This is a genomic window from Parabacteroides sp. FAFU027 (assembly GCF_022808675.1).
Taxonomy (GTDB): Bacteria; Bacteroidota; Bacteroidia; order Bacteroidales; family UBA7332; genus CAXXIC01.
Genome location: NZ_JAKZKV010000006.1, coordinates 59,697 through 72,303, shown reverse-complemented (window position 1 = coordinate 72,303; position 12,607 = coordinate 59,697). Strand labels below are relative to the sequence as shown.

Annotated in this window: 14 protein-coding genes; all 14 read right to left on the bottom strand. The window is 36.2% G+C overall.

What is annotated here, in order from left to right; all coding sequences use genetic code 11:
* Nucleotides 1-25: 25 nt before the first annotated feature.
* Nucleotides 26-1,339: a hypothetical protein gene (locus MLE17_RS10650; protein ID WP_243348782.1), complete on the bottom strand. Its 1,314-nt coding sequence runs from the start codon at nucleotides 1,337-1,339 to the stop codon at nucleotides 26-28.
* Nucleotides 1,336-2,457, bottom strand: a complete 1,122-nt coding sequence (locus tag MLE17_RS10645) for a glycosyltransferase family 4 protein (protein WP_243348781.1) — start codon at nucleotides 2,455-2,457, stop codon at nucleotides 1,336-1,338. Before MLE17_RS10645 ends, MLE17_RS10650 begins: the two co-directional genes overlap by 4 nt.
* Nucleotides 2,450-3,133, bottom strand: a complete 684-nt coding sequence (locus MLE17_RS10640) for an acyltransferase (RefSeq protein WP_243348780.1) — start codon at nucleotides 3,131-3,133, stop codon at nucleotides 2,450-2,452. Before MLE17_RS10640 ends, MLE17_RS10645 begins: the two co-directional genes overlap by 8 nt.
* Nucleotides 3,134-3,161: 28 nt before the next feature.
* The gene (locus tag MLE17_RS10635) at nucleotides 3,162-4,118 is read right to left on the bottom strand and encodes a hypothetical protein (RefSeq protein ID WP_243348779.1); all 957 of its coding nucleotides are present in this window, start codon (nucleotides 4,116-4,118) and stop codon (nucleotides 3,162-3,164) included.
* Between the two features lie 25 nt (nucleotides 4,119-4,143).
* The gene (locus MLE17_RS10630; RefSeq protein ID WP_243348778.1) at nucleotides 4,144-5,064 is read right to left on the bottom strand and encodes a glycosyltransferase; all 921 of its coding nucleotides are present in this window, start codon (nucleotides 5,062-5,064) and stop codon (nucleotides 4,144-4,146) included.
* Between the two features lie 120 nt (nucleotides 5,065-5,184).
* Nucleotides 5,185-6,669 carry an O-antigen translocase gene (locus MLE17_RS10625; RefSeq protein WP_243348777.1) on the bottom strand — a complete coding sequence of 495 codons (1,485 nt, stop codon included), beginning with the start codon at nucleotides 6,667-6,669 and terminating at the stop codon, nucleotides 5,185-5,187.
* Nucleotides 6,666-7,121 carry an acyltransferase gene (locus MLE17_RS10620; protein ID WP_243348776.1) on the bottom strand — a complete coding sequence of 152 codons (456 nt, stop codon included), beginning with the start codon at nucleotides 7,119-7,121 and terminating at the stop codon, nucleotides 6,666-6,668. Before MLE17_RS10620 ends, MLE17_RS10625 begins: the two co-directional genes overlap by 4 nt.
* 182 nt (nucleotides 7,122-7,303) lie before the next feature.
* Nucleotides 7,304-8,437: a DegT/DnrJ/EryC1/StrS family aminotransferase gene (locus tag MLE17_RS10615; protein WP_243348775.1), complete on the bottom strand. Its 1,134-nt coding sequence runs from the start codon at nucleotides 8,435-8,437 to the stop codon at nucleotides 7,304-7,306.
* Nucleotides 8,430-9,461, bottom strand: coding sequence for a 3-oxoacyl-ACP synthase III family protein (locus MLE17_RS10610; RefSeq protein ID WP_243348774.1), 1,032 nt, complete (start codon nucleotides 9,459-9,461; stop codon nucleotides 8,430-8,432). Before MLE17_RS10610 ends, MLE17_RS10615 begins: the two co-directional genes overlap by 8 nt.
* Nucleotides 9,458-9,688, bottom strand: coding sequence for an acyl carrier protein (locus tag MLE17_RS10605; RefSeq protein ID WP_243348773.1), 231 nt, complete (start codon nucleotides 9,686-9,688; stop codon nucleotides 9,458-9,460). Before MLE17_RS10605 ends, MLE17_RS10610 begins: the two co-directional genes overlap by 4 nt.
* Nucleotides 9,678-10,214 carry a GNAT family N-acetyltransferase gene (locus MLE17_RS10600; RefSeq protein ID WP_243348772.1) on the bottom strand — a complete coding sequence of 179 codons (537 nt, stop codon included), beginning with the start codon at nucleotides 10,212-10,214 and terminating at the stop codon, nucleotides 9,678-9,680. Before MLE17_RS10600 ends, MLE17_RS10605 begins: the two co-directional genes overlap by 11 nt.
* Nucleotides 10,207-10,659: a sugar 3,4-ketoisomerase gene (locus MLE17_RS10595; RefSeq protein WP_243348771.1), complete on the bottom strand. Its 453-nt coding sequence runs from the start codon at nucleotides 10,657-10,659 to the stop codon at nucleotides 10,207-10,209. The genes MLE17_RS10600 and MLE17_RS10595 overlap by 8 nt, the downstream gene beginning before the upstream one ends.
* The gene (locus MLE17_RS10590) at nucleotides 10,631-11,035 is read right to left on the bottom strand and encodes a sugar 3,4-ketoisomerase (protein ID WP_243348770.1); all 405 of its coding nucleotides are present in this window, start codon (nucleotides 11,033-11,035) and stop codon (nucleotides 10,631-10,633) included. Before MLE17_RS10590 ends, MLE17_RS10595 begins: the two co-directional genes overlap by 29 nt.
* Nucleotides 11,036-11,067: 32 nt before the next feature.
* Nucleotides 11,068-12,459 carry a nucleotide sugar dehydrogenase gene (locus tag MLE17_RS10585; protein WP_243348769.1) on the bottom strand — a complete coding sequence of 464 codons (1,392 nt, stop codon included), beginning with the start codon at nucleotides 12,457-12,459 and terminating at the stop codon, nucleotides 11,068-11,070.
* Nucleotides 12,460-12,607 lie beyond the last annotated feature (148 nt).

Sequence of the window (12,607 nt, the reverse complement as noted above, 5' to 3'; positions counted from 1 at the left end):
TTTATTATTTTCAATATTTATATAATCAACGCCATTTCAATCGTTTCGGTGATCGTAAATCTATTTTCTCAGAATCCTCATTAACAATAATTTTACTATCAAATATTCCACGTACCCAACACCTCATTTCCGAATCAGTCATATCACGAAATGATTTTGAAAAACAGAGCCCTAAGCTTAACCAAAGAAAGAAATAATTCATATCAAAATTAGTAAATTCTTCAACCCACGAATATGCCCATCGAAATGCTATAAAAATTCCAATTAGCTTGCAGAAATAATTGTTTGATTTATTAATAGCGAGATATGAAGCAAAATAATATATCAATGTGAAAGCCACGACTCCAACAACTCCCAGATTATTAAAAACATTCAATATACCCACTTCAGAACCCATCCTACCTTTAGATCCTAAAACGGTACTTGCAAAATACTCCGATATATATCCTCCTGCTGCACTTTCACCAAACAAAAAGGTATCACGTTTTATTCCTGAGCTAATAACCTCTTTATAAAGAAATGTTCGTGTATCTGCTGTAAAATTATTATCAATCTCGTCTCCATTAGCATTTTTTGCTGCCAAGGTATAATCCCCTTTTATATACTCATTCATTTTGAAGACATTAAAAGTATCAGTAACAGCCAAAATAAAAAATAAAATGGGGATTAAAAACAACAATAGACGGAATACCCTCAGCAAATATCCCCTTATAAAGAATCTGAAATAATATAACAACATGATTCCTAAAGCTATTAAAATTCGAATCATATTGGAACGGGCTCCCATATCTGAGAAAAAAGAACAAACAAGAATTAATCCTATAATTATTTTCCATTTGCATTCTATAAGTGGAAAAAAAAGAATTAGAAAATAAATGGGCGAGACAAAACGGCCGAAACCATCAGTATTTATGGAAGTCTTAGATAAAAAGAAAATCACAAAAGAAACTGGTAATAAATATCTCACAAAAGAATAAAACATAGCCTGAGCAACCTCCTTATTTGAACCAATACAACTAACAAGTGGCAACAACATGACCAAAGCTGTACTCAATAACATTTGTTTCCAATCCCAGTAGTTTTGGGCTTCAAAAAGCACACCTCTTATTATTGCAACTACACCTAAACTCAAATAAAAGAATACAATATACCGATATTCAAAGTCTTGTTTTATATACATCTTGTAAAAGAGAACACCTACAGCAATTACAAGCAAATAAGAAAGGGACGCTGAGATATACGTCATCCCCTCCCACGAAACCACAAAAGCAGCCTGTATTAATCCGATTAGAATTATCGAATACAAAATAATGGATTTAATTGTTACCTTCACTTTCATTTACTCGTATAAAGTTCTAATACCTTCAATGCATTAGTTTTCATATTAAAATTTTTATCAACGAAAGACTTTGCACTAGTCGCAATATCTATTGAAACTTGAGGTGAAGAGTCTAAAAAAACAACTTTCTCTGCGAGTACTTTATAATCTTCCGTAATCAACAGACTATTGTTGCCATTTTTATTAAAATCTCTCAAACCCGGAACATCATATAAAATAGACGGGATTCCACACCCCATTGCTTCAATTGTTGTTATAGGAATCCCCTCAAATTTACTAGGCATGATATATATATCAGAGGCAATTAAGAATTTTCTCACATCAGGTTGATTGCCATAAAATTGAATATTCTTATCAACACCTAATTCAACCGCCAAATTAACCTCCTCATACTCAGACACACCTTGCCCCAGATGAAGATACATACAATTAGGATTATGTAACAAAATTAAAGGCATAGCCTTAATAATCTCAGAATGTTGCTTAACAGGACTGCACCCACCCACAGAAACAAGTACTAAAGCATCTTTTGCAATTCCCAATTCTTGACGAACTTTATCTTTTTCGTTAACTAATACAGGAAAAAAGCGATTGCAGTTATACCAATTATAAATTTTAGTCGTATTGTTGTGATAGAAGTTTTTTTCATGATCATACACAGAATCACTAATTGTCTGAAACTTGCACTTAAAAATGCATTTCGCAGACCAACGTAAAAACAAATGATATAAATAGGTGATCTTTTTAGTTGGGAATACATTGTGAAAAGTATAAACAGATCTGAGACCAGCGATCCAGGCACAAAGCGCACCACCCCATCGCAACCTAGATGAATGAATGTGTACAACATCATACCCACCTTGCTTTAGCAATCTAACGAGCTTTATATAAAATCCAATTCGAGCAATATAATGCTTTAAACATGGTGCAGCAATATGCAAAACAGAATAGCCAGCATCTTTAAAATAGGGTGCATATTCTCCCAAATTGGGGCCAGTTGCTAACGCAGTTAATTCTACATTTTTCTCCTGGAAGAGTTTCGCTGCATCAACATACATGATTTCAGCACCTGAGAATTTTAACTCATGAAATATATGGATTACCTTCAATTTATTCATGTTCATATTTTAAAGACCATGTCACATTTTCTTTCAAACAACGTACAGGATTACCCGCAACAAGATTCTTTGAGTCTACATCATTTACAATCAAACTATTCATCCCAACAATTGCGCCATCACCAATATTCACTCCCTTTAAGATTTTCACATAGCTTCCAATCCAAACACCGTTACCAATATAAATAGGACGTTCCGGATTTATAAACCGCCCATCAGCATCATAGATCGAATGTGTATCACTAGCCCACACTTCTATATTATCTGCAAAAAGGCAATTCGTCCCAATTATCACAGAATTATTGCGACCTACATTTACGATTCGAATTTGACCAAAAGTCGTACCGGCTCCAATTTTCAAAGTACAGTTGGAGCCTCTTATTATAATATTAGCCTTACGCAATTTTACATCTTTATCAATTTGGATTACATTATTCTGCCCTTTAACAGTTATAGAAGTTTCTAATATTTCAGAATCATAAATACTTAATTTGTTATTTTTCCCTGAAAACAAAATTCGAGATTTGGAGAATCGTGATCGATAGGTATTTATTCGATTATTTTTCCCTCCAGTTATCTTTACAAAGTAGAAAAGCGATCCTTTAAATTCTCCGAAAGAAAAAAAACGAACAAAATTAGTATTAATAACCTCAATACACTTCCGAAATATCATCATAATTCAATAATAATAAGGCCAAAATTAATTACCAATAACAAGCACCTTCAACTTTACCTGCACCTTCTGGCTTTTCATTTCCACCTGGCCTGACCCAATATTCATTAAACAAATTCATATAGGGCCAAACAATAAATTGCTCCCATCTACTACCTATAATGCCGAATAACAACTGAGTTACCCCTGCTAAATGAATTGCTTTTTTACCAGATCGTTTAACATGTGCAGCTAAAGGAAAACCATAAGCACCACAACCTATAATACAAATATCATAGTCAGTCCTATCTATTTCCGCTTTCATTGACTCCAGTGCCTCAAACCAATCTGCAAATTCAGTCTTTGACCCTGCTACACTTTGCACAGCTTTAATAGTCTTCAATTCAAATTCGGGAAGTAAATTGTTCTCAAAAAGCAATTCACGCTTACAATATTGTTTTTCTATAGTTTCAGCAAATGGATGAACAACAAGTACCTTTTTACCTTCTAAAGCTTTGGTCCATGGATTAGTTGCAAAAAAAGGTTCTAGATCCTCTAGAACAATCCTCTTTGCTTTAATCAATTCGTTATTAAAATATCGCTCTTCATTCAACCATGACCCTAAAATATCGACCTGCTGAATATCCTGAAGCATCAATTCGCAAAATTGTTCAACTTTATCAATCCGCCTCGGGAAAAAGCCACTCCAAATTTGCATTTGATTTATAATTTGAGGATCCCACCACCATTGAATAGACACTCCCTTAATAAAGTCATTCCACTTTCTATTATTTTGAATGACCCCTAAGTAATTCACCAGACATGTCATTTCAGTAGAACCAAACCGCGCAATCATACAAGGTTCCTCCTTAACGAGACACCTATAAATTAGATCGTTTGCATATTCTTTGCTGGAAAACAGTTTCCAGTTACGACCTGTAATGAATTGCTCTGGACGAACTAACTTAACTATCCCCCGAAGATATTTCAGCATTACTTTATCAATCATCTTATAATTTATTTATCCCCCACAGTCAATCCTCGCCAACCATGCATCTTTTCAACTTTAAAACTGTAGACTTTAGATTTAAAAGCGACAAAACACGTGAAAGTAAGTTGTTTTTATTCCCTAACAACAAGATAACATCACAAACAACTAGATAATTCCAAAAATTAAATACAGTTACATATTCACGATGCAGTATAAGCCTCGGAATAACCTCATTTTTTATTATACTCCGATGTTCTTTATAAAATCGTTCATTAATATAATAAGAAGTATTCCTCCTAACTCCAGAGATATTATTATCATGCAATCGATATTTAACTACAAACTTATCGAGGAAATTAAAATAAAACCCCAACTCCGAGGCTTTTATCCACAAGGGTAGATCTTCAATATATTTGTATTTCTCATCAAATCCACCAATCCCAACTAATGAATTCTTATTAAAAAAGCTTGCTTGTATAGGAACCCCCGAGCCTTTTACATTTCTCAAATACTGATTTTCTTGTGATAGTTTATAAAAAGGGTTTATTTTATCCTCTGTAACAGTATCTCCTTTCCAATAGAACAATCGGCCCACTAATATTTTGCATTCTCTATCTGCTTGACAATAACTAACAAAATCCGTGATACAGTTATCCAACAAAACATCATCTCCTGCAATTAACTTTACCCACTCACCCTCAGCGGCACTAAGCCCTCTATTGCAGTTAGGCGAAATCCCCGAATTTTCCACGACAGTTACTACTTTCGTCCTAACAAATCGGTAATTATTTTCTTTGATCCAATCACGACATAATTCCACTGTATTATCACTGGAACAATCATCTGAAACTATCAATTCTATATTTTGATAAGTTTGAGATTTGGCACTCTCTAATGTTTCAATTACGTATTTAGATGAATTGTAAGTTATTACAATAATTGAAATCAAAGGTTGATTATTCATACTCTCTGCCATCCTTTTTGATTAATATATTTCTGTACGCTAATTCTACAAACATACCCCATAATTTGAATTTAGTCAAATTTGAAAATCTATAAAACCTGGAGTTGTATGTAATAATTATTATTTCAATCGTCGAATCGTATTTTTCATGATTCCGCCAAGACCTATCCGTTTATCTAATTCTCTGTAAGAGCTTATAGCCGAAAGAGTAATTAATATCAGTCCTACAACGTAGGGATATGGTTGCGGAAGATAGAACACAGATAGAAAAGCTCCGATAGCCAAAGAAAACTGAAAGATAAAAATACGGGTAAATGCAGAATTGAATAAAAAACCGAATTTCACTCTATTAATTAGATAAACCTGAATAAAAGCAAGAATGAAAGCAAGAAAAAAAGATACACCCAATCCCGTTAACCCCCAAAGCCAATATCCAGTAATATTAAAAGTTAAAGTTATCAGATTTGACGCCAGCTCACTACAGAAAAATATTTTACTTTTACCTTTTGCTAGAAACAAAAAGCCCATTGACCAAGTGACAGCTTTAAAAAACATTCCCATAGCGGCCCAATATATCATATTGTTTACAGCTAAAAACTTGGTTGAATACAACAATACAACGATCCATTGAATAAATACCAGAAAAACAAGTAAAATAGGGGCTAAAATCAATATCGCAATCTCTGCTTGCTGGTTCACAACTAGGGTAGACTGTACTTTATCATGAGCAACAGAAGACAAACGAGGATAATAATCGGTAGCCATTGCTGCAAAGATCATACCCACATAAGTATTTATAATGGCGAAACCCGCATTATAAAGACCAACATCTGCAATCCCCCCTGTATGCGAAATAAAAATGCGAACCAGATAACCTTCTGCCATGACTAATAACCCACTCATACTAACCATGACCCCCATCTTTATCATTAATTTGCTCTCATCAAGAGTTTGCTTGCGAGAAACATCGACTTTTTCAATGCTTATTTTTCTTGAAAAATAGCTTGACAAAAAAAGCGAAATCATAGAGGTTGTTATCAAAGCAGGAACTATACCTTTTATCCCCCAAACATAATATAATGGTAAAGTAAGAATAAGCCCTAATGCACTTCCAATTATATTGGATTTTGCCATAAAATGCAGCTTTCGCATCCCTTGCAACACAACATTCTGACCAACGCTCAGTTGATTAAACAAGAGTGTAACTGACATAAATACAAATCCCCATGTGTAATTATCGTTATTAAACGTAATTCGACTTAACCATGGTGACAATAACAAAGTTACAATTGATCCTAACAAACCGGTAAACCATACCAATCGTCTAAAAACTGCAACAACGGTACTTAACCTATGCTGATCGTTAGTCGAATTGGCAGAAGCCACATCTCTCACAGCACTTGTTCCAAGCCCAAAATTCGTCAAATTAGATATTATACCTATAGTTGATTGTAATAAACCAATAACACCCATTCCGGCAGGGCCTAACAATACAGCAACAAATTTGGAACGAACAATTTGAATAACAATATTAAACAACTGCACGCCTCCAAAAAGAGATGTCGCTTTCATTATCTGCCTATATGATGATTGTTGACTACTCATTCTTCAATGTGTTTTATTATCTTAGCTGGAACCCCACCAATAATAACATTTGCTGGAAATACACCAGACACTACCGCTCCTGTAGCTACTATTGAATTGTCTCCTATCATGCTGTTTTTCAATATAGTCACATTGTTTCCGATCCATACGTTCTTACCGATAATCACTTGGCCTATTTCTCCAACTAAACGTCTTTGATCCGGAGCAATACCATGGGCTTCGAAATCCATAATAGTTACATTCTGGCCTATTAGCGAATCATCTCCAATCTCAATATAATCAGAAGCGCAAATAAATATATTATTGTTTGTGGCAATATTATTGCCTATTACAATATGGGAATTTGAAGTACGAGCCTGCATTTCAATTGAACCACTATGATGAAATCCGCCAAGTTTAAATCCGAAACGACAACCTGAACCTATTAACACTTTTCCTCCACCTGTTATCAATGTCAGCTGTTGGCACACGGGAAACCCGCCACTATGCAAAACTCTTTTATGCGCAAAAGAGCGCAGATTGGGTAGTAAGTAATTGCAATACCTTGATTGAGTCTGATTCTTTATCCCAAGCAGATATCTCAACATATTATAAACCTTTCGAACTGCATTTATTATCATAAAATGCAAATATCTCAATATTCACTTAATAGATCGACAACATTCTCAATTTCAGACTCCGTCATAACTGGACTAATGGGTAAACTAAGCACCTCGTTATGAATTTTCTCAGTAATCGGAAAAACACTATCATTCAACTCTTTATAGGCAACTTGTTTGTGGGGGGGGATAGGATAATGAATCAAAGTTTGAATACCATTATCAGCTAAATATTTCTGTAAACTATTACGCTCTTCGGAGCGAATGACAAAAAGATGCCAAACGTGCGACTTCTCATGTAATAAGTCGTAAGTCACAAGTCGCGAAGACGGGAGAACTATTTTTTCGCTTTCAATATTTTCGCAATAGTATTGAGCTATTTCACGTCGACGTTGATTCTCCGCATCTATATAGCGTAGTTTTACATCGAGAATTGCAGCTTGGATTTCATCCAAACGACTATTAAGCCCTTGATACTGGTTTACATATTTTTCCTTGCTGCCATAATTACCAAGTGCACGAACTGTCGCTGCCAACTCGTCATCATTTGTCGAAACAGCTCCGGCATCTCCCAGTGCACCGAGATTCTTACCCGGATAGAAACTAAAACCTGCAGCATCTCCTAATGCACCTGATCGAACGCTGTTACCATTCAATTTTGTATAGCAACCACCTATCGCCTGAGCATTATCCTCAATCACTTTCAGGTTATACTTTCGTGCAATTTCCTCCAGGTCTTCATTCCAGCAAACCTGCCCATAAAGATGTACTACCAGCACCGCTTTTGTTCGTGGAGTTATATGTTTTTCGACTAATGAGATATCGAGGTTGTATGTTTTAAGATTCGGTTCAACCAAAACAGGCTTCAACCGATTATCACTGATGGCTAATAGAGTAGCAATATAGGTATTCGCAGGCACAATCACTTCATCACCCTCTTGCATTATGCCCATATGGATATAAGCTTTTAATATGAGACGCAATGCGTCCAAACCGTTTGCTACGCCAATAGCGTGTTTCACTCCTATATATTCAGCCAAATGGTTTTCAAAGGATTTCACCTCATTGCCCAACAGGTACCAACCACTATCTATTACTCTAGCCGTGGCTATTTTTAGCTCATCAGCATATTGTTGATTTATCTTTTGAAGATCCAGGAATTTAATCATTTTTACTCAGTTTTAAAATTGTAGCCCCCATAGATAATCCTACGCCAAATCCCGCCAATAGAACTGTACTTTTATCTGTTAGAGTCCGATCATTAATAGCACGTTTTAGTGCGATAGGAATTGTTGATGACACAGTGTTTCCTGCATCTTTAAAATTCACATAGAATTTCGCCTTTTCTATTCCGCAACGTGTTCTCACTACATTTAGCATATATTCATTTGCCTGATGAAAAATCGCAAGATCAATTGCCTCAAGATTGTAATTATTTTTCTCTAATACAGCCTTAATTAACTTTGGCACTGTAAAGGCCGTAAAATTAAAGATGGCTTTCCCATCCATGTAAAGATTACTATCGTTCCGAATAAAACTATCTTCTTCATAACAATCATGCCCTTTATCTTTTTTATGCCTGGAAGCCCCATTCTTAACAACAAGATCAAATGCCCCGCTACCATCTGTTCCATACTCAAATTCAGATATTTCGGCATTGAGTCCATCTTTCAAGAATTCCGATGTAATCAATGTTGCGGCAGCTCCATCTCCAAAAATAGTTTTATTACTTTTATCCTGAGGATGAATGTACTTAGAATACGTTTCAGCTGTTACCAATAAAACTTTATTTGCCTGACCAGACAAGATGAGACCTTTAGCCAATCCCAAGCCATAAATATACCCCGAACAACCTAAGTTAAAATCCAGTGCACCACATTTTTTTGACAGACCTAATTTATCTTGTAAAACACAAGCTGTGGTCGGAAGAAAATAATCAGGACTTTGGGTACATAGTAAGATGAAATCGACAGAAAGTTTATCAATATTATATTCAGCAAAAAGTTTTTCAGAAGCACAAATCGCTAAATCACTTGCAAATTCATCCTCATCACTTATGTGACGCTGCTCAATGCCTGTTTTTGTTGCAATTTTTTCAATTGACCACTCAGGGTGTTCTTGAGCAATCATATTATTGTCAAGAATCCTATTCGGCAAATAATAGGAAATAAATTGCAATAATGCTTTTCTCATATATTCGCTTGAATGTAATTATAAAGATCAATAGGTGTATTTAAGCCTTTAAACTTATCTTCAGTTATAATTAGCCCAAAATCATCTTGAATCATTACTAAAATAGCCATTCCTGTTAATGAGTCATACGAGTCTATATTTCGGAAAAATGTATCTTCTTCAATCTCAATCTGCTCAGCATCTATAAATTGCTCTTTAATCTTCTGGGTGAATTTTTTAATTTCCATTACCGTATATCCTTAAAAGTTTATTTTTAAATAGTTGAAACTGCTCTTTTGTCAAACGAAAATAGTAATTCAAATCATCTTCTGCCACTAAATCAGGATTAAAACGCTTATGATAAGTCAAAACCGATAAGTTATTCTTCCTGACCTCAAATCGGCAACAATTAAAGCCAAACGCCTCAAATCCAAACTCCCTGACATTTAAATCAGAAATTATAGAAACGCCATTTGGAGTACTTGGAGCAAACAACCAACTTCCCACCTCAAATGAGTCATTTTTAAAGTTATAAATCCTATTTACGCCATATCTATTACCTTCCTCATCAACTGTAATAAAATAAAATTCTAATTTCTCAGATTCTCTTTTTTTATATTCTCGAATCCAATCTATTTGTTTTTGAAGATCATTCTCTGTTTTAGACAAATAACGTGACAATCTACTATCTAATCGAAGAGAAAGTATAAACTCTGCATCACTTTCATCTACAAGTCGTTGAATGATCCCATTTTTTCTAATAAACTCACCCATTGTTATTTTTATATTTTAAATAATCAGTATATTCACGAATATAATCTTCTTCTGAATAGTTATGGGAAGCTAACACCAAACAAATTGAACCAGACGAGAATCCTAGCTCAGCTGCCCAAATTCCGGGTGGGATATGTAATCCCATATAAGGTCTGTTTAACGTGACTAAACGCTTGGTATTGCCATCATCCAAAGTAATATCGAAAGAGCCACTTGCTGCTATTAGTAACTGATGACATTCTTTGTGAGCATGTGCTCCTCTTTCTTCACCACCTGGTATATCATACAAATAAAATACTCTGGCTATATCAAAAGGGATATCTTTCCCACTATGTAGGGGAGTAATATTTCCAGCTTCATTTTCTATTTTGGGAAAATATATAATTGAACAGTCATAAACTGTTTTCGTTATACTACTATCGATTGAATTCGATAAACTCATCATAATCTCTAATATAATCTAATTCATTATAATCATCTGAAGCCAATATCATTGAAAGTGAATTGGTAGAGAAATTCTCCATTTGTCGCCATACACCCGCAGGAACAAATAAGCCGTAATAAGAACGATTTAAGTGAAATACTTTTTTTTCGTTTCCATCATCCAGCACCACATCAAAACTACCAGACAAGGCAACTATAAACTCTTGCAATGTTTTGTAGGCATGTCCACCTCTGGTTTCTCCTCCCGGAACATCGTAAATCCAATAAGTACGTTTTATTGGAAACGGAATATGATTGCTCCCTTCTATAAACGTTAGATTCCCCCTACGATCAAGTATCTTGGGAAGATTCACTATTTCTGCTTGTAATATTGACATATTATTTCTTTAATTATTCACATATATTGCAACTAACGTCCAATTCCAGTCAAACAAATGCCCTGGTCATATGCATACTGCTGATTGAGGATATTCCGTCCATCGAACACAAAACCCGGCTTCATCATTAAATCACCCAGCATCCTCCAATCGTAAGTTTCAAATTCATCCCATTCGGTCAAAATCGCTACGGCATGTGCGCCTGTTACGGCCTGTTCCACATCTACCACCTTCTTTATCAGACCTCGATTTTCTTCCGGTGAACGAGTCCCCAAGTAATCGAGGTCTTTCAGCATCTGTGCTTCCGATACCTTAGGATCATACACGTACAACTCCGCCTGCTCGTTCAACAGATAATCGGCCACATAGATAGCAGCAGACTCCCTTGTATCGTTGGTATCCTTCTTGAAGGCCCAACCCAACAGGGTAATCTTTTTACCGGAGAGTGTATTATTGAGTTTAGTAATGATATTCTGAGCAAAACGGCGTTTCTGGTAATCATTCATCAGAATCACCTGCTCCCAATAATCGGCGACCTCTGTCAGTCCGTAGGAACGGGCAATATAGACCAGATTGAGGATATCTTTCTGGAAGCAGCTACCGCCAAAGCCTACGGAGGCTTTCAGAAACTTTGGTCCGATACGGCTATCCATACCGATGGCTTTTGCAATTTCATCTACATTGGCGTCTGTCTTTTCGCAGAGGACAGAGATGGAATTGATGGAAGAAATACGCTGAGCTAAGAAAGCATTCGCAACCAGCTTAGAAAGCTCTGATGACCAAACGTTCGTTTGGAGAATCCGCTCACGGGGTACCCAATTGGCATAAATGGCGGTCAATGCCTCAATCGCCGCTAAGCCTTCAGGAGACTGCTCTCCACCGATCAATACCCTATCAGGAGCATTTAAATCCTCAATAGCCGTTCCTTCTGCCAGAAACTCGGGATTGGACAACACCTGAAAATTAGCATTCGATTGGTTGTTGGCCAGTATTTTCTTAATTGCCTCTGCTGTACGTACAGGTAGTGTCGATTTCTCAACAACGATCTTATCATCTTCGGCCACTTCTGCGATCTGACGGGTACACAGTTCGATATATTTCAGGTCAGCCGCTTGGCCCTTGCCGTTACCATAAGTTTTGGTAGGCGTATTGACCGACATAAAAATCATTTCAGATTCACGGATAGCAGCAGCAACGTCAGTGGAGAAAAAGAGGTTACGACCGCGTGCTTCCGCCACCACCTCTTTGAGCCCGGGCTCGTAAATCGGAAGGTTTTCCAATTCGGTATCATTCCAGGCTGCTATACGATCTGCGTTTACATCCACCACCGTCACTTTAATGTGCGGACATTTCTGCGCAATCACCGCCATCGTGGGACCACCTACATATCCTGCACCTATGCAACAGATTGATTTAATTGTCATCTTTATTATCTTGTCGTAATTATTTATCGTTTATATTTTTAACATTCTGCCGTTCGGCGTATGGCTCCGCCTACGTCGTGTGAAAATCAAGGCCTCCGGCCTTACCTGATTACAAATAATCAGCTTTCACCACAAAGGTAAAGCAAGA